Origin of the sequence: Syntrophotalea acetylenivorans (genome assembly GCF_001887775.1) — a bacterium.
Lineage (GTDB): Bacteria > Desulfobacterota > Desulfuromonadia > Desulfuromonadales > Syntrophotaleaceae > Syntrophotalea_A > Syntrophotalea_A acetylenivorans.
Genome location: NZ_CP015519.1, coordinates 2,471,040 through 2,494,009, shown reverse-complemented (window position 1 = coordinate 2,494,009; position 22,970 = coordinate 2,471,040). Strand labels below are relative to the sequence as shown.

Annotated in this window: 19 protein-coding genes, 1 tRNA gene and 1 pseudogene; 8 read left to right on the top strand and 13 right to left on the bottom strand. The window is 54.1% G+C overall.

Annotated features, from left to right (window positions below; genetic code table 11):
- Positions 1–97: 97 nt before the first annotated feature.
- The 9 genes from A7E78_RS11450 to A7E78_RS11410 all read right to left on the bottom strand — a co-directional run bounded on the left by A7E78_RS11450 (position 98) and on the right by A7E78_RS11410 (position 8,627).
- The gene (locus tag A7E78_RS11450; protein WP_072284417.1) at positions 98–1,291 is read right to left on the bottom strand and encodes a hypothetical protein; all 1,194 of its coding nucleotides are present in this window, start codon (positions 1,289–1,291) and stop codon (positions 98–100) included.
- An 11-nt stretch (positions 1,292–1,302) separates the two neighbouring features.
- A complete protein-coding gene (locus A7E78_RS11445) occupies positions 1,303–2,148 on the bottom strand; it encodes an AAA family ATPase (RefSeq protein WP_072284416.1) in 846 nt (281 codons plus the stop codon).
- A 270-nt stretch (positions 2,149–2,418) separates the two neighbouring features.
- Entirely contained in the window at positions 2,419–3,018 is a 600-nt protein-coding gene (locus tag A7E78_RS11440) for a TetR/AcrR family transcriptional regulator (protein WP_072284415.1), read from the bottom strand.
- A 65-nt stretch (positions 3,019–3,083) separates the two neighbouring features.
- The gene (locus A7E78_RS11435) at positions 3,084–3,497 is read right to left on the bottom strand and encodes a DUF2721 domain-containing protein (RefSeq protein ID WP_072284414.1); all 414 of its coding nucleotides are present in this window, start codon (positions 3,495–3,497) and stop codon (positions 3,084–3,086) included.
- 198 nt (positions 3,498–3,695) lie between these two features.
- Positions 3,696–4,586, bottom strand: a complete 891-nt coding sequence (locus tag A7E78_RS11430; protein WP_072284413.1) for an ELWxxDGT repeat protein — start codon at positions 4,584–4,586, stop codon at positions 3,696–3,698.
- On the bottom strand, positions 4,559–4,954 hold the full coding sequence (locus tag A7E78_RS11425; protein WP_072284412.1) for a hypothetical protein: 396 nt from the start codon (positions 4,952–4,954) through the stop codon (positions 4,559–4,561). Before A7E78_RS11425 ends, A7E78_RS11430 begins: the two co-directional genes overlap by 28 nt.
- A 303-nt stretch (positions 4,955–5,257) precedes the next feature.
- Complete coding sequence (locus A7E78_RS11420; RefSeq protein WP_072284411.1) at positions 5,258–5,875, bottom strand: DUF2238 domain-containing protein; 618 nt, start codon at positions 5,873–5,875, stop codon at positions 5,258–5,260.
- Positions 5,876–5,921: 46 nt separating this feature from the next.
- Positions 5,922–6,674, bottom strand: coding sequence for a tRNA pseudouridine(65) synthase TruC (locus A7E78_RS11415; protein ID WP_072284410.1), 753 nt, complete (start codon positions 6,672–6,674; stop codon positions 5,922–5,924).
- Positions 6,675–6,737: 63 nt separating this feature from the next.
- Complete coding sequence (locus A7E78_RS11410; protein ID WP_072284409.1) at positions 6,738–8,627, bottom strand: ATP-binding cassette domain-containing protein; 1,890 nt, start codon at positions 8,625–8,627, stop codon at positions 6,738–6,740.
- Between the two features lie 184 nt (positions 8,628–8,811).
- On the opposite strand from A7E78_RS11410, the gene A7E78_RS11405 reads away from it, so the two are divergent.
- Complete coding sequence (locus A7E78_RS11405) at positions 8,812–9,435, top strand: arylesterase (RefSeq protein ID WP_072284408.1); 624 nt, start codon at positions 8,812–8,814, stop codon at positions 9,433–9,435.
- A gap of 3 nt (positions 9,436–9,438) precedes the next feature.
- Here the strand turns inward: A7E78_RS11405 and A7E78_RS11400 are convergent, their stop codons facing one another.
- A complete protein-coding gene (locus A7E78_RS11400) occupies positions 9,439–10,863 on the bottom strand; it encodes an aminotransferase-like domain-containing protein (RefSeq protein ID WP_072284407.1) in 1,425 nt (474 codons plus the stop codon).
- 668 nt (positions 10,864–11,531) lie between these two features.
- On the opposite strand from A7E78_RS11400, the pseudogene serA reads away from it, so the two are divergent.
- Both serA and ald read left to right on the top strand, forming a co-directional pair.
- A pseudogene (serA, locus tag A7E78_RS15780) lies at positions 11,532–13,135 on the top strand (phosphoglycerate dehydrogenase).
- Positions 13,136–13,203: 68 nt separating this feature from the next.
- Positions 13,204–14,301 (top strand): alanine dehydrogenase, encoded by a 1,098-nt coding sequence (ald, locus tag A7E78_RS11390; protein WP_072284406.1) that lies wholly within the window; start codon positions 13,204–13,206, stop codon positions 14,299–14,301.
- A 182-nt stretch (positions 14,302–14,483) separates the two neighbouring features.
- Here ald and A7E78_RS15225 read toward each other — a convergent pair whose 3' ends face one another.
- Complete coding sequence (locus A7E78_RS15225; protein WP_201258004.1) at positions 14,484–14,660, bottom strand: hypothetical protein; 177 nt, start codon at positions 14,658–14,660, stop codon at positions 14,484–14,486.
- A 140-nt stretch (positions 14,661–14,800) separates the two neighbouring features.
- Between A7E78_RS15225 and A7E78_RS11385 the strand changes: the two genes are divergently transcribed.
- A tRNA-Met gene (locus tag A7E78_RS11385) sits at positions 14,801–14,877 on the top strand.
- A gap of 97 nt (positions 14,878–14,974) precedes the next feature.
- On the opposite strand, the gene A7E78_RS11380 is transcribed toward A7E78_RS11385, so the two are convergent.
- Both A7E78_RS11380 and A7E78_RS11375 read right to left on the bottom strand, forming a co-directional pair.
- The gene (locus tag A7E78_RS11380; RefSeq protein WP_072284405.1) at positions 14,975–16,003 is read right to left on the bottom strand and encodes a radical SAM/SPASM domain-containing protein; all 1,029 of its coding nucleotides are present in this window, start codon (positions 16,001–16,003) and stop codon (positions 14,975–14,977) included.
- 337 nt (positions 16,004–16,340) lie between these two features.
- Entirely contained in the window at positions 16,341–17,141 is an 801-nt protein-coding gene (locus tag A7E78_RS11375; protein WP_072284404.1) for an ELWxxDGT repeat protein, read from the bottom strand.
- Between the two features lie 602 nt (positions 17,142–17,743).
- Here A7E78_RS11375 and A7E78_RS11370 point away from each other — a divergent pair.
- From A7E78_RS11370 to A7E78_RS11355, 4 genes are all read left to right on the top strand, one after another.
- Positions 17,744–20,209 carry an FAD-dependent oxidoreductase gene (locus A7E78_RS11370; protein ID WP_072284403.1) on the top strand — a complete coding sequence of 822 codons (2,466 nt, stop codon included), beginning with the start codon at positions 17,744–17,746 and terminating at the stop codon, positions 20,207–20,209.
- Positions 20,210–20,479: 270 nt separating this feature from the next.
- The gene (locus tag A7E78_RS11365; protein ID WP_072284402.1) at positions 20,480–21,736 is read left to right on the top strand and encodes an OmpP1/FadL family transporter; all 1,257 of its coding nucleotides are present in this window, start codon (positions 20,480–20,482) and stop codon (positions 21,734–21,736) included.
- 32 nt (positions 21,737–21,768) lie between these two features.
- A complete protein-coding gene (locus A7E78_RS11360; protein ID WP_072284401.1) occupies positions 21,769–22,236 on the top strand; it encodes a thioredoxin family protein in 468 nt (155 codons plus the stop codon).
- Between the two features lie 4 nt (positions 22,237–22,240).
- Positions 22,241–22,819: a thioredoxin family protein gene (locus tag A7E78_RS11355; protein ID WP_072284400.1), complete on the top strand. Its 579-nt coding sequence runs from the start codon at positions 22,241–22,243 to the stop codon at positions 22,817–22,819.
- Positions 22,820–22,970: the final 151 nt, after the last annotated feature.

Below are 22,970 nucleotides of genomic sequence, written 5' to 3'. Positions count from 1 at the left end.
AGAGCTTGCGCGGAGGCGTACACCGGTACGCCGTACAAGCAAGTTTGAAGATTGACGCCGCCGAGCCGAAAAAGAACCGTTTTCAAACCAAAACTAGCTAGTGACGGGCAGCCAGGTGGCGCACGGCTTTCTCCAGGCCGCACAGGGTCAGTTCAAACATGGGAAAAATGCCGCCCAACAGGCCAATGGTTTTCCCATATTTCCACAGAGAGCGCGATTGGGGATTTATCCAGGCCGCGTGGCGAAACGCCTTGGCCAGGTCCTTAAAGTTTTCGATACTGGGCCGGTCCAGCAATTGACGCAGCTGCAACTTGCCGCTGGTAGTGAGTAGCTCTTCCGGAGCCATGCTGGCATCGCCAACCACGATCAACCGTGTCTCGGGGTCAGCGGCCAGCAACTGCTCGAGAAATACTGGCTGGCTGCTGCGCTGGGGATCGCGCCAGACCCGTTTATAAATGGTGTTGTGAAAATACAGGATCTCCAGCTGGCGAAAATGGCTGCGGGCCTGTTCAAACAGATGCTCCACCATTTCGATATAGGCGTCCATCGAATAGCCGCCATTATCAATCAGCAGGATGACTTTGAGGCGGTCGGCCAATCGCCGTTCAAAGATGATATCGATCTCTCCACCGTTGCGCATGGTGGAATGGAGCGTCTTGGAAATGCTGATCTGGTCACAGGGGCCGACCGGCTTCAGGTGTCGCAGGCGCTTCAGAGCCTCGCCAAAATCAGCTCTCCTCAAAGGCGCCTCTCGACCATACTCTCGATAACGCCTCTCATTGGCCACTTTGACCGCTGAACGGCGCTTGGAAGTGCCGCCGACCCGCATGCCCTTGGGATTTTGCCCGGAATGTCCGACCGGTGAGATGCCCCCGGTGCCGATCCATTTACGGCCCTTATGATGAGCACCATCCTGGTCCTGCAGGCGGTCGAAAAAATATTGTTCCAACTCCTCAGCAGACAACTTGGCCATCTTTTCAGGATCCAGGCCCAGAGCATCCGCCAGCGATTCGGGATCTTTCAGCCACTCTTCCAACAAAGCCCTTGCTTCATTCTGCAGCTGCAGATCTATTCCTTCCGACCACTCTTCACCTTCGAAACAAGTCGCAAAAACCTGATCATAAAGATCAAAATCCCGCTCGCTCTTGACAAGAATCGACCGGGCCACAGTATAGAAGTCGCTTAGCGAGGTAACCAGACCCAAGCTCAACGCTCGCTGAAGACGCAGAAAAGCTGTCGGTGTCACCGCTATCCCGCGGGCTCGCAAGGCGTAAAAAAATGCGATGAACATGAGCTTCCCCCTTAATCGCGCAACTGAGCCATGACACGTTCGAGATCGGGGCTTTTCTTAAACAATATGCCGAGATAGGGAGGTAATCCCTCCTCTAAACTCTCTGCACGGAAATCAGGATCGGCCTGCAGAGCGCGCAGCCAGTTGAGCAGTTCGCGAGTCGCCGGTTTCTTTTCTACCCCTTCGAGGTCGCGTAGGCGATAGAAGGCTGCGATACAGGCTTCGCTGAGATCACGACCCACCTGGGGAAAATGCACCGTCACAATGCGACGCATCATCTCCTCGTCGGGGAAGGCGATGTGATGAAAGTTGCAGCGACCAAGGAAAGGATCGGACAGGTCTTTTTTCGCATTGGAGGTGATAATAATCACCGGCCGATGACGGGCGGTAATCGTTTCATCGACTTCCAGAATGTCGAAATGCATCTGGTCCAGAACATCGAGCATATCGTCCTGAAAATCGGTATCGGCCTTGTCGATCTCATCGATAAGCAGCACCACCCGTCGTTCGGCGGTAAAAGCCTGACCGATCTTTCCCATGCGGATATAGTCAGCGATATTGCTCACGTCCCGCTGCGAATCACCGAAACGGCTGTCGTTGAGCCGGGTCAAGGTGTCGTACTGGTAAAGGGCTTCAACCAGCTTCATGCTCGATTTAACATTGAGCACGATCAGCGGCATATCCAGACGCTCGGCGATGGCATGGGCCAGCATGGTCTTGCCGGTACCCGGTTCGCCCTTGAGCAACAAAGGCATCTCCAAGGCCATGGATACGTTGATTATCTTGCCAAGTTCGTCGTCCAGGACATAATGGCTGCTGCCGCTGAACTGGTCGAATGAATTCGTATTATCCGTCATAGTTTCTTCTCCTGGCCCAGATTAGACCGGTCGTTTAGGAGACTGTCGAGCTTACCATGAGCCGACTGCAAAATCGTCTGATCGGCCCATATTCTCGACAATTCTCGCCAAATAGCACTGCTATTCGCTCTTAATTTCTCGAAAATCTGGCCTCAACCAGCCAATTTTTCGTATCGGCCCGTCAAGTCCGACAGGCTCCTGGCAAGTCATTGAAACCATTCCCTGCATGGCTCGCCCGCAAAGCCTGAAGGGACTGTCGTTGTCAAAAGTTTATCGTCCGCCACCCACCAGCAGGCGGTCGAACAGAACTGCCGTTAACTCCCGAATCGGCTGAGCGGAACGTTGCACTTTGGAGCGCAACAGAGCCCCTTGCAGACCACTGAGCAACACCCCCGCCATACACCGTGAATCGAGATCTGCAGCGACCTCTTCAGCAGCCCGCGCCTGATCAAGGGTAGCCGCCAGAAGTCCCAGCCAATCACCGAATATTTCTTCCAGGCGCAACCGAAACGTCTCGTTCTGCGCCGCCAGCTCCTGACCGAGATTGCCGATCAGACAGCCACGCACACAGCCATCTTCCTCTAGGCCGACCGCCTGGGCGACAGCCTCGAGGTAATTGCGTAAGCGTTCGAGGGGTGGCACCCCCGGTTCCTGCAAAAACGCGCAAACAAAACGCTCGTAGCCTTCGGCAAAGCGGTCGATAACTGCCAGACCGAAGGCTTCCTTGCTGGGGAAGTAATGATAAAAAGACCCCTTAGGGACCTTGGCCAGCTGCAATACAGTACCGATGCCTGTGGCACTGTATCCATGGGTAGAGATCAGCTCCATGCCGACCTTGATGATATCGTTTCGGGTATCTCGCTTTTCCATAAGTGATATTATTAGACCGGTCGTCTAGTCTGTCAAGTATAAATTTCAGAGACTTTATTTAAGCCTTAAACCTGCTTCGACTCCCGCTGCAGACGCTCGCAACGTTGCAGTTCGTACTTCAGCGCCTCACCGGACAGCAGTGTTTCCCAGAAAGAGAGCCCCAAGGAAGCGATCATCAGCGTCAAGCTGATCACAAAAGCGAACCGCCCCCAATATTCCAGATCGGCAAAGAGGCAGACCATCGACACCATGCAGAGAAGTATGCTGATGATTCCAGCCCCCTGCATCCACTTGATTAGCCGAATGCGCAACCGCAGGTTGTTGACCTGAAGGCGCACATCGAGATCCTCACTCTCCGCCAGACGCCCAGCCAGGGCACGGATGACCTGTGCCAGGGCCAAAAATCGATTGGTGTAGGCGAGCAAAAGCAACGAGATGGCCGGGAACAACAGGGCTGGGGTGGTGATGTCGATGGTCATGAGAATTCCTCTTTAGCTCTGTCAACAGTTCACTAAGCGCATTAATCAACAAGGCGATCAAGCACTTAAAAGGGTGGCTTGCGGCAGGTAAAAACTTAGGGCAACAACCAGAAACGAACCCTTTTCAGCAGCTTCCCCAATAAAAAGGGGCGCCACCTGGGAGCCCCGATTTTGCCACAAACCGCCTCGTTCAGTAAATCAATCAAAATTCAAGCCGTCATCTGCTCCTGCAAAATAATCAATAACCTCCACCGTTGCACCATCGTAAACCACCAATTCATCGCCATAGGCCTCCGAAGCAGTTATCACATAAAGTCGATAATCCGCTGCGAACAGAAAACGCGTGCTGATTTCTTCCCCCTCAACAAAGTCGCTAACGGCCGAAATGGCAGTGCCATCGAACACATAAAGCTGGTCTTCGAGGTTACCGCCCCGAAAATAGAGGCCGCCATCATAAACAGTCAAGTAATAAGGATTGCTGCTTACGGCGCCGACAAACAGATCCTCTACCCGAGAAGTCCCTGCAGCGCTCCCGTCCGTAACCCAAAGCTCTTCGCCATGAAGGCCGTCCTCGGCCCCGAAATAGAGACGGTCCTCGTAAACCGTCAGATAGCTCGGCGAACTGTCAGCAACATCTGGATTGATGTCTATCAGAAGGTTGGCACCACCCGCCGTTCCATCGCTGACCCACAGCTCGTCCCCCGTCTCTTCGACATAAGCGGAAAAATAGAGCAATTCGTTGTAAACAGTCAGATAACGCGGGTCGCTGCCGACAGCACCCACGTTAATATCCGTGACAATGAAGGTCCCCAATTCCGTACCGTTGCTCCTCCACAATTCCGGGCCGCTACTCCCGTTATCTGCGCTGAAATAGAGCGTATCGCCATAAGCGACCAAACTAGAAGGCGAACTGCTTTCTCCTCCCACCCGAATATCCTTGACAAGGAGGGTTCCCGCTTCGCTACCGTCGCTCACCCACAGCTCGTTTCCGTTGGTGCCGTCATTGGCGCTGAAATAGAGGAGATAGTTGCAGACCATCAGGTTGGATGGCCCGCTGCCGTTTACACCCGGGAAAATATCACGGACCAACTTCGTCCCCCCGCGGTACCGTCACTCACCCAGAGCTCATAGCCGCTGACCCCGTCCGTTGCACGAAAGTAATATTTCCCTTTGTAATATGCCGAGTTGGAAAGGAGCGCTTCGCCAGGAACGTTGACGCCGCTATAGGGCCCGTCGGCATTGACCTCGGCAAGCAAAGTAGGTACGCCATCGATTAGAGCATGAGGTTCATAACCTGTACTCACGCCATCACTCATAAAAATAACCGGTGAGCGCATGGAGGCACCGACACCTCCATCTTCAGAGTCGCCGTCGGAACCACCGGAGCTGCCGCCGCAGCTCCCCAGCAAAAGACCAAAACCGAGCCCAAACAACACCAGACACAATAAAGTCTTCATATGCACCTCTAAAATTAATGAGCGAGTCACATACAAAACCCGAAAAGCACTCCCTCCTTTTCGCTAGCTAATGTTCATCCGGGAACTCCGGATGAACATGGCGTCGTTTTCATATTGGAAACGAACAGTCTTTTTTCATAGCAAGAAAATCAAGGAATTGCGCAAAGGCGCACATCGGTACGCCGCACAAACAAGACTGCGGATTGACGCCGCCACGGTGAAAAGTGCCGTTTCCTGGTGAAAACTAACTAAAAGCGGGTTCGCTCAAAACATAAGGTACAAACTGGAAAAAATTCCATCCCTCTAATCAACAGTATATACGGAGTTGCAAAGGGCTGCACTTATTCGCCGCCAGCGAAGGCAAAAAAACAACCCCGTCGCCGTCAATGCGCCGAGGCCGTCGGCCAGCATGTCTTTTTGCGCATCCCAGATGTCCCCCTGGGAACCGAGCACGGCATGGCCGGCGGCGGGATCGGCATTTACCGCGTACCACCACTCAAGGAGTTCGTAACCGGCCGCCACAGTAAAAATAAAAAATATCGGGAATAGCGCCAGGATTACTTTTGAATTGACCAGCCTTCGACGCAGCAGCAGTTCGGCGCAGGGAAAAGCGTAAAAGCCGACGGTGAAATGGGCGATCCGGTCGTAGTGATTACGCTCGAAGCCGAACAGATCACTGACGAAATCGAAGGGCACCCGCTCGAAGGTGAAGTGGCCGCCGATGGTATGGAGAAAAATCAGACAGGCCATCAATACATAGGCCAGGTCGGAAAAACGTTGTTTACGATAAATGATTACCAGCAGAGCGACAATGGCGACGATAGGAACATTCTCGGCCACCCATACAGCCCGGTCGTAGGGTGCGATACCGAGGGCGACAAAGAGCAGCAGATACAGGCCAAGCAAAATCTTGGGGATCATAGATTGTCTCCGATCATAGCATTTATGGGTCGGGTTGAGGGTTCGCTCACTCTTTGGCCGGAAGCCAGGCCCCCGGCAGGACATTGTTCCAGCCGAGAGAAGTCAGCAAGCTGCAAAAATCATCAGCTAACGGCGCCTGCACGGTCAGGGGGAGACCGCTGTAAGGGTGAGCAAACGACAACTCAATAGCAGCCAGCAGCAGCCGGTGGCAATCGAACTGCTGGCGAAAGAAACGATTGTGGTCGCCGTTGCCATGGGTAGTATCGCCTACAATTGGGTGAGACAGGTGCTTGAAGTGGCGTCGCAATTGGTGACGGCGGCCACTCAAGGGCTGAGCCTCGACCAGGCTATAGCGGCTGCTGGGGTAACGCCCCACAGGGATCGGCAATTCAACGGTGGCCAGGCGGCGGAAATCGGTACGGGACGGCCGAGCCTCGACGGGCGGGGCTTTTGAGGCGCGCTGATCCGGTTCATCACGGAGAGGATAGTCGATGGTGCCCTGCTCGGCGCTGTAACCGCGCAATACCGCCAGGTACTTTTTGCTCACTTGGCGACCGGCAAAAGCTTCAGCTGTTCGATGAGCCGCTTCGGACGAGAGCCCAAAAAGCAAAACCCCGGAGGTCGGCTTGTCGAGACGGTGGACCGGATAGACCCGCTTCCCAAGCTGATTACGCACTATTTGTAGTGCAAACCGGGTTTCCCGCCGGTCGATGGGACTGCGATGTACGAGCAGGCCGGCCGGCTTGTTGACCGCCACCAAATGCTCATCGCGATAAAGGATCTCTAGCGCCTCGTCCATAAACTTCTTAGCTCATTTCCCCTATAAAAACCACGCTGTGCTTCCAGAGCTACCGGAGACACACTAGCTCGGCGCCAAAGCGTCGAGCTCTTCCCAACGGCCAAAGGCTTCTTCCAGTTCCTGCTCCGCCTCTGCCAGTCGCTGCTGAAGACCAGCAACGGCCTCGCCTCGACTGCGATAAAGCTCCGGATCGGCTAACTGTTGCTGCAATGCCTCGATCTCCTCTTCGAGATCATCGATAAGTTGCGGCAACTCGTCGAGTTCTTTGCGCTCCTTAAAACTCAGCTTGCGAGGCCGCTCCCTGACAGGCTTGCTGCGCGGCGTCTTGACCTTATCCTTGGCCGGCTCCACCTTTGGGGTCGGCCGCTGACGCAACCAATCGTCGTAGCCGCCGACATACTCTCCAACCTTCCCTTCCCCTTCAAAGACAAAACAGCTGGTCGCCACCCTATTGATAAACTCCCGGTCGTGGCTGACCAGAAACAGGGTTCCCTTATAGTCCGCCAACAGCTCTTCAAGCAGATCGAGGGTCTCGAGATCGAGGTCGTTGGTCGGCTCATCGAGCACCAGCAGGTTGGCTGGCCGGGTAAAGAGCTTGGCCAGCAACAACCGGTTGCGCTCGCCGCCGGAAAGAATCCGTACCGGGCTGCGCGCCCGGTCAGGGGTAAAGAGAAAATCCTGCAGATATCCGTAGACATGACGCTGCTGGTCGCCGATGGTCACTGTATCCTGATCGCCGGAAAGGTTCTGCTGCACGGTCAGTTCGGGATCGAGCTGTTCGCGCAACTGATCGAAATAGAGCACCTCAAGGTTGGTGCCGAGCTTAACTTTGCCTTGCTGCGGCTCCAGTTCACCGAGCAACAATTTAAGCAGAGTGGTCTTGCCGGCGCCGTTGGGACCGATGATGCCGATGCGGTCGCCGCGCAATACGGTGCTGGAAAAGTTTTCTATCAACGGTCGTTCATCGTAATGAAAACCCAGCCCTTCAACCTCGGCTACCAGTTTTCCGCTGCGACCGGCCTCGTCCATCTGTAAATTAACCGAACCGGTGCGACTGCGTCGCTGTCGACGCTCCTCGCGCATTTTCTGAAGGGCCCGAACCCTGCCCTCATTGCGGGTCCGCCGGGCCTTGATGCCCTGTCGAATCCACACCTCTTCTTCGGCTAGTTTGCGGTCGAACTTGGCCCAGGCCTGCTCTTCAGCATGCAGTTGTTCGGCGCGGCGCACCAAAAACGTATCGTAATCACAAGCAAAATCGAACAGCTGGCCCCGTTCAAGCTCAACGATACGGGTTGCCACGGCGCGTAAAAAAGCCCGGTCGTGAGTAACAAACAGCAGGGTCAGGTTACTGCGCAGCAGATACTCTTCCAACCAATTAATCGATTCGATATCAAGGTGGTTGGTCGGCTCGTCAAGAAGCAGAATATCCGGCTCGCTCACCAGCGCGCGGGCCAGCAGGACCCGCCGTTTTACACCGCCTGACAAGCTGTCGACCTGAGCTTCGGCCTCAAGCTTGAGTCGGGTCAGAACCTGTTCCACCCCCTGCAACCGTTGCCAGCCGCCAGCTTGTTCGATTTGTTGTTGCAGCTCCAGCATCTCGGAAAGGCCGGCATCATTGCCGCTTTCCGTCGCCAGTCGAGTGAGGTGCTGACAGCGTGCGATCTGTTCACCCACCAGACCGAGACCAGGCAGCACTGTCTCCAGCACTGTTCCAGTCAGATCCGGCGGCACTTCCTGAGGCAACCTCGCAACCTTGACTCCCTGGCGGAATTCGACGGCCCCTTTATCGGGCTGCAACTCCCTGGCCACCAAGCCGAGCAAGGTCGACTTACCGGCACCATTGCGGCCCAATAGGCAGATTCGCTCACCACGGCTGACCTGTAAATCGACACCGTCTAACAGCGGCGGCCCGCCAAAGGCAAGGTGTATGTCACGCAGATTGAGCAGTACCATGAACAAACTTCCTTTCAACGCGGCACAAAGCACCAAGGACCCGTGCTGCATTAATTCATAAACTCAGCTGCCGATTATGGCAAAAGATCGACGTTACGGAAAGAGCCATTGCTTGACAGGGGGGAGAATATCATCAAAAGTTACAGTAGAGATAATTTTCGTCTGCCTACTGAGCGGAGTTTCCATGAAGGGTACCCCTTCTCGGCTTACCTTGTTTATCTGCCTCGGCCTGCTGCTGTTTCTGGCAGGTTGTCGCGATCGGACACCGCGCCTGACGCCACTGGAGCCCGGTGCACTGATTCTGGCCTTTGGCGACAGCTTGACCGCCGGCAACGGCGCCGGCCGCGGCGCCAGCTATCCGGCGGTACTGGAACAACTGACCGGCTACCGCACCATTAACGCCGGCCACCCCGGCGAACTCAGCGGCGAAGGCCTGCAACGCCTTCCGGATCTGCTGCAACGCTACAGGCCTGACCTGGTAATTCTCTGCCACGGCGGCAACGATCTGCTGCGCCGTCACGATCCTGCGCTGACCGCCGCCAACCTTCGATCCATGATCGAGGCAGTACGCAACACCGAGGCTGAAATCATCTTAATCGGCGTGCCAAAACCCGGCCTCTGGCTACGGGCAGCCCCCTTCTACCAGGAGATCGCCGATGAATACCGCATCCCCTGTAATATCGAGATCCTGCCGGATATTCTTGCCAGCCGAGAGCTAAAGAGCGACACTATCCACCCCAATGCCGCCGGCTATCGGCAGCTCGCCGAAACGTTGGCCGAGCTTATTGATCAGGCCAGCCACAACTGATCGTCAGCGACTCATCTCTCCTATCAGGCTTCCGAGGGTTTCCAGGCCCTGGCGCAACTTTTCGTCCCACAGAGCTCCGCAACTTAGGCGTATAAAATTATTGTATTTATCCTGAGTTGAAAAAATGGCTCCCGGAGCAATGCCGATTCCGGCTTCCCGGGCCCGGTAAAAAAGAGCGACAGAATCGATCGATTCGTCCAGTTCCAGCCAGAGCACACCACCGCCCCGAGGTCTGGTCATGCCTGTGCCAACAGGAAAACAACGGCCGAGATGAATCTGCATCGTCTGCATCTGCTTTTGGATGGCGGTTCGCAGTCGCTTCAAATGCCGGTCATATTGCCCTGTACGCAGGTAAGCTGCCACCGCCATTTGGGTCGGTGTGGCGGAACAGACATTGGTCACCGTCTTAACCTCCAATGCCCGGCGATAAAAACGACCTGGTATCATCCAACCAACCCGGTACCCGGGCGCAATTGTTTTGGAAAAGGACGAACAGAGCATTACCAGGCCCTTGCGATCAAAGCTCTGATAGGTACGTGGACGGCAAGCGTCAAAGCTGAGGTCACCGTAGACGTCATCCTCGATCAGCGGGATATCCCTTTCTGCCAACAACTCAACGACCTCTTTCTTAGCCCCATCGCAAGCCAGGCTTCCATCAGGATTATTAAAATTTGGGCTGAAGATGCAGGCGCTGATATCAAAACGCTGCAATGCCTTGGCAACATCCGCAGGATCCACGCCGTTTTCAGGCCGGGAAGGAACTTCTATGGCCCGCAGCCCGCAGTTTTCCAACAATTGCAGGAAGCAGTAGTACGTCGGCGACTGAATCAGAACATTATCCCCCGGACGGGTCACGGCCCGCAAGGAAACATAGAGAGCCTCCATGGCCCCGGAAGTGATAAGAATACCCTCGGGGCTCACGGCCATGCCGGCATCAAGCGCCCGGAAGGCAAGCTGGCGGCGCAACTCGAGATTTCCGTAAATGGTTTCGTAGGCGATGGTTTTATGGGGATTTTCCCGGGTTACCACTGCCATGAGACGAGCCAGAGGCTTGCTGGGCAAAAGTTCCTCGGACGGACAGATGACGCCAAGCGGCAGCAGGTTCCGATCTCCGACCGAGCTGAGCACCGTCTGAATCAAGTGGCTGCGGTTGCCCTGAGTCGGTTCCAGGTCGGGCCGGGGCAGGCTAACCGGTGGCGAGCAGTGTACTTGCTCCCGGACGAAAAACCCGGAACGGGAACGCGCTTCGATCACCCCCTGCTTCTCCAGTGCCAGATAAGCCTGATTGATGGTGCTGATGCTGGCCTTCAGGCGACTGCTAAGCACCCGCAAAGAGGGTAATCGTTCTCCGGGCCCGACTGTCGACGTCTCGATGAGATCAATAACATAGCGCTCAACTTCTTGATAACGAAACAGTTCCTGTCGCACGCTCCCCTCCCCAAAGGCACCATAAACATTTTCGCAATGACGTTACCTGCATTACCCTGCCGCCATCTGTTATGGTCTATTTTTATAACTACTGTATCTGTTATGCAAACAGATATTCTGTTTTACTCCCTACTAGAAGAGTTGTCAGCCATTTTTTAGCATTTAATTCGGGGATAAAACACATGCACAGAACACTTTTAATACTACTGGCCATAACGATAGCAACACTGCTTCTGACTCATTGTCATTCTGCTAAAAACACCTGTTCGCATCCGACCGACCTCGGCAGTCTATCGCTAGCTCCCCTCTAGTCCTTTCTTAAAAGCTTTAGAAATCCTTTCCTATACAATCGCCTGTTCCAAATTTACCTGAATTACAAAAAAAGAATTTGCCAAAATGGAACTGAATGTACCTTTCGCTGGCAGGTAAATTGCCATAACGGATCACGGGCCAATTAAAGAGAAATTTTCTAGCCAAAGCCGCCAGTTTTTTATATGATGGCAGCGTTTAACCGATTACGTCCCTTATCTTTTCATGCCCGGGCCGGGGGCTTGGGCCCCCGTCGCTGAAACCGTCATTCTGCCAGCCGTACGATTCCGGCGGGATGCTTTCTTCGGCCTCGCCTCCGCGCATGAATTTCTATTTTTGAACGTGTAAAGGAGTTTCAAATGAAAGTTTTAGTCACTGAAAAACTGGCCACAGAGGGTCTGCTGATCCTTGAAAAAGAACCCCAGGCTCAGCTAGATGTTAAACTGGGAATGAGCCGCGAAGAATTGCTCTCTGTCATCGGCGACTACGAAGGAATTGTTATTCGCAGCGCTACCAAGGCCGACCGCGAACTGCTCGAAGCAGGCAAGAAACTTAAAGTCGTCGCCCGCGCCGGTGTCGGCCTCGACAATGTGGATGTCAAGGCCGCCAGTGAAAGGGGCATCATCGTCTGCAACGCCCCCTTCGGCAACGTCAACAGCGTTATTGAACACACCATGGCCCTGATTCTCACCTGCTGCCGCAAACTGATTCCAGCCGATGCCAGCCTTAAAGCAGGCTCCTGGGACCGGAATTCCTTCAAGGCCAGCGAACTGCAGGGCAAGGTCGCCGGAGTCATCGGCCTGAGCAAAATCGGCGGCGGTGTCGCCACCCGCCTCAAGGCCTTCGGTTGCGAGGTGATCGGCGCCGACCCCTATATCTCCGAGCAACGCGCCGAGGACCTCGGCGTACGCCTGGTGACATTGGACGAACTGATCAAGACCGCCGACATCATCACTGTTCACGTGCCCCTTACCGACGGCACCCGCAACCTGATCAGCACCGAGCAACTGGCAGCCATGAAGGATGGCGTGTCGATTTTCAATACCGCCCGCGGGGAGTTATCGATGAAGAGGCCCTCTTTGAAGCTCTGGAAAGCGGCAAAGTAGCCAACGCCGGCATCGACGTATGGAGCGAAGAACCGCCCAAAACCGACAAGGTCAAAAAACTCATCGGTCACGAGCGGGTACTGTCTATCCCCCACCTGGCAGCCTCCAGCAAGGAAGCACAGATCAATGTCGCCATTGACGTAGCCAAGGACATGGTTCGCTACATCAACGAGCAGCCGCTTACCTACGCTGCCAATATCCCCCGCTTCGACAGCGCCGAGATGGACCAGATGCGCCCGTTCCTCAACCTGGTGAACATCATGGCCGAGTTTGTCGCCCAACTGGCCGACTCCAACCTCAACAAGGTCACCTTCACTTATCAGGGCAAAGTAGCCGCCTACGATTGCAACCCGTTGACCGTCTGCGGTCTGGCCGCACTGCTCAACAACAAGGTCGAACAGGACGTCAATATGGTTAACGCCGCCCTGATCGCCGAAGACATGGGCGTCGCTGTCGAAGAGGTTTCGGACAACGATTCCGATAGTTTCTCCAGTTCGGTAACGATCTCCATCGAAGGTCCCAACCTGCGCCGTTCCATCACCGGCACCCATTTCGAAGGTCAGCCCCGCATTGTGCAGCTGCGCGACTATCGGGTCGATTTTGTACCCGAAGAGCACATGTTGCTTATCACTTACCTCGACCGCCCCGGCATGATCGGAAAGATTGGTCAGGTCATGGGAGAGCACGATATCAACATCGCGGCCATGAACCTCGGCCGCCAGGAAAAACAGGGCGAAGCGATGGTTATCCTGTCACTTGACTCGGCGGTTCCCGCCAACGTAGTCGAGGAGATCGGCCAAACCGTCGAGGCTAACTTCATCAAATATCTGCACCTGGTGAAAGCCAAAGCCGAGTAAGAAAGTTCTTCTGTCCGTGCCGCTGACCGGGTTAAACCGGCAGCGGCACGTTTACTGAGGACAAAACCATGATCGTAGGGGTTCCCAAAGAGATCAAAGAGCGTGAATACCGGGTCGGCATAACTCCGGCCGGGGCGCGCACCTTGATTGAAGACGGCCATCAAGTAGTGATCGAGAAGGGGGCCGGTCTCGGCAGTGGCCTGACCGATGAACAATACCTGGCCGTCGGGGCCCAACTGGAGCCTTCAGCCGCCCGCGTCTATGAGCAGGCGGAACTGGTCGTAAAGGTCAAAGAACCGTTACCGACAGAATATGAACTGTTGCAGCCGGAGCAGATCCTGTTTACCTTTCTCCACCTGGCTGCAGCGCCTGAGCTGACCGATCTGCTGCTTAAAAAACGGATCACGGGCATCGCTTATGAAACGGTGCAGCATGACGATGGCACCCTGCCCCTGCTGCAACCCATGAGTGAAGTCGCCGGTCGCATGTCGATCCAGGTTGGTGCTCATTTCCTGCAAAAAGAGCACGGCGGCAAGGGCGTGCTGTTGGCCGGAGCACCAGGAGTGCGCCCCGGCCGAGTAGTCGTGCTTGGTGCCGGAACCGTGGGCAGCAACGCCGTCCGCATCGCCGTCGGCATGGGCGCGGACGTAACCGTGCTCGACATCGATCCGGCCCGCCTGGCGGTACTCGACGACCATTACGGCAACCACATCCTGACCCTCATCTCCAATTCTCAGAACATCGAGGACGAAGTCAGCCGTGCCGATCTGGTAATCGGCGCGGTCCTGATTCCCGGCGGCCGCACACCGCAGCTGGTCCCGGAACCGCTGGTCGCGCAAATGAGCCCAGGCAGTGTCATTATTGACGTAGCGGTCGACCAGGGTGGCTGCATTGCCACTACCCGACCGACCAGTCATGACGAGCCGGTCTATCTCGACCACGGAGTCTTACATTACGGGGTCGCCAACATGCCGGGCGCGGTGTGCCAGACCAGTACCTTCGCCCTGACTAACAGTACCCTTCCCTATATCCAACAACTGGCCCGACTCGGCGTTCAACAGGCCCTGAAAGCCAACACCGTGCTAAGACGCGGCCTCAATGTTTTCGCCGGCCAGGTGCGTCACCACGCCGTGGCCGATGCCCTTAACCTGCCTTATCAGAGCTGACAGATTTGGCCCTGCCTTTTTCCGGTTGAATGAACGCACTCAACCGTTCTGAAGCTAAATATTCTGGTTTTCACCACAGAGGACACGAAGAAAAGCCAAGTGTCACTTATTCAGTGAGCCTGCATTTCTTCGTGAACTTCGCGGCCTTCGTGGTAAAGAATTGAAGGCCCGTTCTGCAAGAACTACTTCTTCGGCTTGCCGAACAGATCGAGTTGATCGAAACGATGGGTCTCGATATCGAAGGGGCGGGGCAGATAACGGGGGCAACTGATCAGGAGAGTTCCGACCGGCTGACGGCAGGACCTGACGCACTTGGCGCACAGGCGATTGTACGGTTGTTTTGCAGTTTGTTTGGCCAAGGGTACCTCCACCAGGAATTCGCCGTCATTGTAACAGGCCTCGGTTTAGGCGACAAGCTTCAGAGTTTCACTATTGTCAAAAATTATCCCCAGAAGGGTTGACAATCCTCTGCCGATTCGCTATCTTCACACCTCGTTGACGCGGGGTGGAGCAGTTCGGTAGCTCGTCGGGCTCATAACCCGAAGGTCGCAGGTTCAAATCCTGCCCCCGCTACCAAAAATAATCAGGGACTAGCCAAATGGCTGGTCCCTTTTTTGTTTGCCGCAATATGTCCTTAACATTCACCTGAAAACAGTGATGTTCCCTACTCGCCTTAACGATTCAACACCGACTGCAAATTTCCTACATCCACCCTCTCCTGCTTAGCAACCTCACCCAACACACTGCAAAAGGCTGCATGTTCCGGATGGTCCGGCAAGTGTACCGCCCGACGGAGGAACTCTTCGCGGCGAAAAGTTCCCCAATTAACCAGTTGACTGAAGTAGACGGCAAAATCAAAACCCTGAGCCAGACTCACAAAATCTGCCATCTCGCGATAGTTGTTCTGCTGAACCACAAAACTGAGAGTAATGGCAATAGGCAATCTGGCCAGGAAGGTCAAATTATCCAACAGTAGATCGAAGTCCCCTCCGCGATTCAAACTATAAATTTCCGCGCTGGCTGCATCGATGGAAATTTCCGCCGTGCGGACAAAAGGCTGGGCCGCCTGCATGGACTGCCAGGCCGCTGAGTCCCACAACAGACCATTACTATGCAAATGAATCGATTCAAGATGAGGGTATTCGCGGGGAACAAACTCTTCCAATAAACGTCGGTAGGAAGAGCTGGCAAAGGGATCTCCTGTACCGCTAATAATCAGTTGCCGTGCGTGGGGAGCTAGCTCTCGCCGCACCCGATCGCTGAGATAATCTGCGCGGAATTGTTCCTCGTCACTGGCTGCATAGAATCCAGATCTGCAGCTTGAGCAGGCCAAATTGCAACTGCGGTCATAACACAGGTTGAGTTTTTGTGGCCCCCAGGGCAACCGGGTTTGCTTGGCTTCAAAGACATCCCGAAAGACGCCCTTTTCCAACTCGCCGAGCTTACCGACCGGAGCAGTACCGTTAACCAGGCGCGGGCAACGGCGGCGGTTGCAATGGCGAAAGGAACTGTCATGAATTGAGCGCCGCAGGTCACGGGCCGTTGTACCATTCCAGATATCATCCAGGTCATCGGTCAAAAGATTGCCCAAGGATCGTTTAAGCCAGGCAGGACAACAGGCAAACACCTGTCCGTCGGGATGGATTTCGAACCATTCAAAGGGATTATGACAGATTATTCGCTGGCAATTTTCAGGCTTCATACTTCGAGTATCTTCCCATTAGCGGCAACGTTGCCCATCAAAATAGAGAAGAGTAGCACAAAGATTCAGCCTCTTCATGTAGAACAGCGGTCCATACCATAAAATTTGGTCATTCACTAAATTCCAGCGGAAAGAAAATGACCCCAGAGAACTCCTCTTTTTCCACAAAATACACGGACCACGTTGAATAAGCCTCGGACCATACCGTGCGTTCCGTGGACCGAAGCTTCTGATTATTTGATTGCTAAGACGCAAGGATGTGGATTTTCTCGGTGATCGCTGAGAGCTTCGAGGTGAAAACAACTGGTCTTGAAATTATCAACTTACGCAAATAGTGCTAAGTCGACGGCGATGAACCCGGATTGATATCCCGAACCATCCGGGTACCCTCCGGCGTTCCGTCACTGACCCACAGCTCCCGGCCATGGCGCCCGTCATCGGCACGGAAAAAAAGCAATCCATCCACCTCGGAAAAATGGGCCAGAAAGGAACTGTCACGGCCGCGATTTATATCTTTCAGCAAACGGGTCCCCTTGGAGGTTCCGTCGCTAACCCACAGCTCTTTTCCATGAATACCATCATCAGCGGCAAAAAAGACCTCATCGCCCACCCGGGTGAGGTAATAGGGCCTGGCCCCTTCACTGCCGCGATTAATGTCCTGCACCATGTTGGTTCCTTGAGCCGTTCCATCGCTAACCCACAGCTCTTTGCCAGATTCGCCATCATCGGCGGCAAATAAAATTTGACCACGACAGCGGACCATAAAGAGCGGATAAGAACTGTCCGGGCCGGGATTGATGTCTTTGATCAGTCGAGTCCCCTCCTCGGTGCCGTCACTGCACCACAACTCGAACCCATTAACCCCATCATTGCCGGCAAAGAGCAGAGAATCCTCATAGAGAAAAAGATTGATCGGCCGCGCAGAATCGGAGCCCGGGTTGATATCACTAACCCGATAAGTGCCGCCGGCAGTTCCATCGGTTCGCCACAGCTCTTTACCCGACAAACCGTCACTGGCCTGAAAAAAACCCGCGGTAATTCCCTCGGTGGGCGCTTCCAGATCAGCCTGGTAAAGGTCGCCGCAAGCGTTCAACAACAGTAAACATACGATGATAAAGAGATGAAAAACTGATTTCACGATCTATTCTCTCCCCAAAAGCACGAGACAATTAGTCCCGTTACTTAGGTTCCAGTAACTGCAAAAAGGTTAGCCGTCAATTATTAGCCGCTAAAAATATTATACGCGAGACCTTCATGCAAGCTAATATTTTATTTTAATTTTTTTCGTTTTTATGTGCCCTTAATGCCTGCACTGGACAAACCCCTTGCAGGGACCTCATTTCAAGCAGTCGCAGACTCAAGATAATCCTTAGACCGACAATCAACGATGGACAAGGACAAGGGGCTTTTTTCACGCCGCTTGGTTTTTCACGCCGCTTTGTTTAAACCTGCTATCAATTTTCCTGCAAAAACTTCCTTGACTGTTTCTTAATCTCCCATCCCACCTGGACATGACCGCAGAAGCCAATGACCTGGTTTTAAGCAGCTCCGCTCTTGTCAACTAAGGACCCATCGCCCCTGCTAGTTTTAAAATCCATTCTTGACAGATAACCCTTTTTAATATAATAGATGTTGCAATATATATGATTTTTTGTATATTGTGAATCTCGAATTGTACACAAGACAAACTTCAAGCCGATTAATACACAACACATTTAACACTCTTAACTGGAGGCCAGAATGGCAAAATATCTGATTGTGGGTGGCGTTGCAGCAGGCATGTCCGCGGCAGCCCGGCTCAGACGTCTGGACGAAGCGGCGGAAATCATCGTATTTGAGAGGGGAGACTATGTTTCCTATGCAAACTGCGGCCTGCCCTATTACATCGGCGATGAGATAAAGGAACGGGAGCGGCTTGTTGTCCAAACACCCGAAGCACTCAGGGAACTTATGGGCATCGAAGTACGCACCGCCAACGAGGTGCTGGCCGTTCTCCCCGAGACCAAAACAGTCAAGGCCAAGGACCTGAAAACAGGCCGTGAGTACGATGAGACTTACGACAAGCTGCTTCTTGCTCCCGGCGGCTCTCCGGTAAAACCGCCCATTCCCGGCAGCGACCATCCGGCCATTCACACCCTCTGGACCATTCCGGATACGGACCAGATCCGCGCCATGGTGGACGACGGCAAGGTCAAAAAAGCCCTGGTGGTGGGTGCCGGATTCATCGGCCTGGAGATGGCGGAGAACCTCAAATTCCGCGGTATTGACGTAACGGTCGTGGAAATGGCCAAGCAAGCCATGAACGTTGTCGACTTCGAAATGGCCTCAATGGTGCACCGGGAAGTGGCCATGCACGGCGTCGACCTGCAACTGGACGATGGCGTCAGCGAATTCACCCCGGGAGCCAACGGCGGGGTGGTCGCCAAACTGACCAGCGGCAAAACAGTCGAAGCGGATCTCGTCCTGCTTTCCATCGGGGTCAAGCCGAACACCGCTTTCATCGCGGAGTCCGGCATTGAACTGGGCAAGCGCGGACATATCCTGGCGGACGACAGCCTCAGAACCAACAAAGAAGATATCTTTGCCGCGGGTGACGCCATCGAGGTCATGCACCCCCTGACCAATAAGAAAACCACCATCCCCCTGGCCGGACCGGCCAACAAACAGGGGCGCATTGCCGCCGACAACATGCACGGTGAAAAGCCTCGCACCTACAACGGCACCATGGGAACCGCCATCGCCAAGGTGTTCGATCTCACTATAGGCATGACCGGCGCCTCGGAAAAACTCTGCCTCGCCCACGACATTCCCTTCGATTCAGTCATCATCCACCCCAACGACTTCGCCGGCTACTACCCCGGCGCGATGAAGATGTGCCTCAAGGTGCTCTTTTCGCCCGACACCGGCAAAGTGCTGGGCGCCCAGTCCACCGGCTATAGCGGTGTCGACAAACGCATCGACGTCATCGCCACGGCCATCAAAGCGAACATGACCGTAGACGATCTGACCGAGATCGAACACGCCTATGCACCGCCCTATTCGTCGGCGAAAGATCCGGTCAACATGGCCGGCTTTGTCGCCCAGAACGTCCTTGAGGGATTGATCAAAACCGTGAAGTGGACCGACATTGAGAATGCCGAGCTTTCCGAGTACTACCTGCTCGACGTACGCACACCGGCGGAATGTGCCAGCGGCGTGATGCCTGGCTCGGTCAACATCCCGCAGGCCGAACTGCGTGACCGGCTCAACGAGATCCCTCGCGACAAGAAAGTCGTCCTCTACTGTCGCGTCGGGCTCATCGCTTACCAGGCAATCCGCGTATTGGCAGCCAACGGCTTTGAAAACATATACAACCTGTCCGGCGGCTATGAAACCTGGCTTGTGGCGACGACCACGCACAAGGCCCCAGAGACCGCTCCCATACAACAGACTGAACAGAAGGTTATTCCCATGGTGCAACCGGCAAACGAGGCCCCCTCGAAAATTGTTGAAGTAAACGCCTGCGGGCTGCAATGCCCCGGCCCGGTGATGCGGCTCAAGCAGGAGATGGATGTCCTGCAGCCGGGCGAGGCGCTGTCGATTACCGCCAGCGATCCGGGTTTTATGAGCGATGCTCCGGCCTGGGCGCGCAGCACCGGCAACGTGGTGCGTGATATCTCAGTGCAAAAAGGTATCGTCAAAGCGGTTATCGAAAAAGCGGGTCAAGAGCCCGGGGTGGTTCCTGCCACCGCCGGCAACGACAAAACCATCATCGTCTTTTCGGGTAACCTGGACAAGGTCATCGCCAGCTTTATCATCGCCAACGGCGCCCTGGCCATGGGACGCAAAGTCACCCTTTTCTTTACCTTCTGGGGACTCAATTCCTTACGAAAACATGGCAAAGTGAAGGGCCTCCGTAAAAACATCATCGAAAAAGCCTTCGGCTGGATGATGCCCCGGGGCTCCGTCAAACTGCCCCTGTCCAACATGAACATGGGCGGTATGGGCGGCAAGATGATTCGCGGCATCATGAAGCACCATAACGTGCCGGCCCTTGAAGATATGATGACCATGGCCATTCAAGGCGGTGTGAACATAGTGGCCTGCCAGATGTCCATGGATCTGATGGGCATTCGCAAAGAGGAGCTTATCGACGGGGTAGAAATCGGTGGGGTAGCCGCCTATCTGGAAGCCTCGGAACATTCGGATAACAACTTGTTTATTTAAAACCGCTCCGGGTGAACACAAAGGGTTCACCCGGATATTTATTGTCGCTGGTATTCCAACCGGGCAAGCGGAGACCGTCGCTAATGCAAATCGAAAGATGTTTAACCTGCAGCTTCGGTAAGATCCCAACCAACAGGCCTGCTCGAGGACATCAGACTAGGTGTTTTCTGTCATACGGGCTCGTCCCGGGATAGAAGAGAGAAATCTACAGGCTCTAGACGAGCAGACTGTTTCTGCTAGTCTAGAGCCTATCTATGGAGGGGGAGGGTTATGAAGAAGAGAGTTATTCCTGGTTTAATTGTAGCAACTTTGATGCTCTTTACGCCGCTGACCGGCTGGGCGACCAACGGAATGAACATGATCGGGACGGGCGCGGTCTCTGCCGGCATGGGCGGCGCGGATGTGGCGGTTCCCGCGGGCTGCACGGCCATTGCGGGAAATCCGGCGCAGTTGGCGACGACCTGTAATCGCGTGATTACCGTGGGCAGCGCGTTGATGTTTCCCGACATGGAAGACCAGCCTGCCGGCGGAAGCAACGTCGACAATGAATTTCAGATGTTCCCGGTTCCTTTCATCGGTTACGCCCAACGCCTCGGGACCAGCCGCTGGTCCGCCGGTATCGGCGTCTTCGCGCAGGGCGGCATGGGCGTTGATTTTCAGAACGTAGAAGTTATGCCGACACATCCAAATCCAATGATGGCCGGCATGAAGGACGATCTCATGTCCGAGATTGGATTTGTCAGACTTTCTCCCACCGTGGCCTATAATGTCAGCGATAAACTGACCATGGGAGCCAGCTTGTATGCTGGTTATGCCAGCATTAAATATGACTTTTTCCCCAACACCATAGGGCACAAGGTGGAAGATCTGAGCAGCTTCACCTTCTCGGGCCGCTTCGGGATCAACTATCAGATCAACGACAAATGGTCGGTTGGCGCCACGTACACCTCCGAAAGTTCTATCGATTTTGAAGATGGCGAGCTCACAACCGCATCGGGGGTAAAATACGATGACGTGAAAATGGATGGTTTCACCTGGCCCCGGCAGGTCGAATTGGGCGCGGCCTACCGGGCCACCCCCAAATTGCTGCTGGCCATGGACCTGAGCTGGATCAATTGGAGCTCCGCCATCAAGACGGTTACGGTTACCGCCAGTGACCCGGATGTTGACGGGGCGTCGCCGTTGGAAATTCCCTTTGAGATGGACTGGGACGATCAATACGTGGTGGCCATCGGAGCTGAGTACGAAGTAACCGAATCCTTCAAAGTCCGCGCGGGTTATAATTACGGCAACACTCCGGTCACCAATGTAAACCTGAGCCCGATCTTTCCGGCTCTTGTCGAACACCACGCCACTATGGGATTCACCTACAGCTGGACGAATTGGGACTTGGATTTCGCTTACGAACATGCCTTCACAAATACCGAAACCAACGACGGCGCTCCCGGTCCATCGAATCCATTTTCCGGCTCCAAAGTGTCTCATACCATGGATACATTTAATGTCCAGGTAAGCTACCGTTTCTAAGTAACCAGTAACCGCGCATAAGGGAGGATCCCATGAAAGGTATCAAGCTCATACTTATCGCTCTGGCAGCCATCGTGACGATGACGCATTTTGCTGCTCCAGTCACGGCCGGCGAACATGGTGTGCATTGGCTGACCTATGAACAGGGGCTGGAAAAACAGCGGGAGCTTAAAAAGCCCATCCTCCTATTTTTCCATCTGCCGTATTGCTATCGATGCAAGAACATGGAGCGCAAGGTTTACAAGGATTCAAAAGTCATAAGTTTCATCGACCAGCATTTTATTCCCGTCGAAGTCGATTTGGACAAAGAAAAGCAGACGGCAAAGCTGTTCGAGGTTGATTACACGCCCACCCATGTCTTTATCGCTCCCGACGGATCGACGGTGTTGCGGGAAAAAGATGTGATAAAAAAATCACGCTTTGAACGCATGTTGAAGTATGTGGCGGAGGGGAAATACAAGATCATGACCTTCGACACGTACGAAAAGAAGGCGCCCTGATCCCATGAACGATCTGTGCTCCGACAAAAGCGCCGTTTTGGGGGAGAGAAGTTCAAGCATCCCGACTAGGTCGGGATGCTTCCTTCAAAAGTTTCCTCTTTGTTTTCGAGCCGATCGGACGGCAAAATCGATTTTCTTCCTGCCGATCTGCATCGCGTTGGCAGCCTGTTTGTGGTTGGGATGTCCATCGTTCCTAGACGCTGCCGACAAACTGATTTATCGGGACTATGAAACCGCACTGCAACAAAGCAAAGACTCCCAAAGGCCTCTATTCATCTTTTTTACCAGCCCCTGGTGTTACCAATGCACCGAGATGGAACGCAAGGTTTTTCAGAATAAGGAAATTATCTCACTTCTGAACGAACAGTTTCTTCTGGTGGAGGTCGATATCAGCCAAGAAAAGAAACTGAAAGAGGACTTTCTGATCAACTACACTCCCACCACCCTGTTTCTGGATAATCACGGCAAACCGATAATTGACGTAAAAGGATATATTCCCACCAATCGATTACGGAAACTATTGCGATATGTAAGCGAAGGCCATTATAAAACAACCGCTTTCGCCGATTTTGAAAAGAAATAGCTCACTGAGAGCACGACCTTCCCTTTCACGCGCAATACTCAAAACTTAGAACCGACAGGGCCGGCCAAACCAAAAGGGCGTTTCTTCCATAACAAGAAGAGGCGCCCTTCGTCATTTCAGCAAACTACCACACCTCCGAAACTGTTTAACG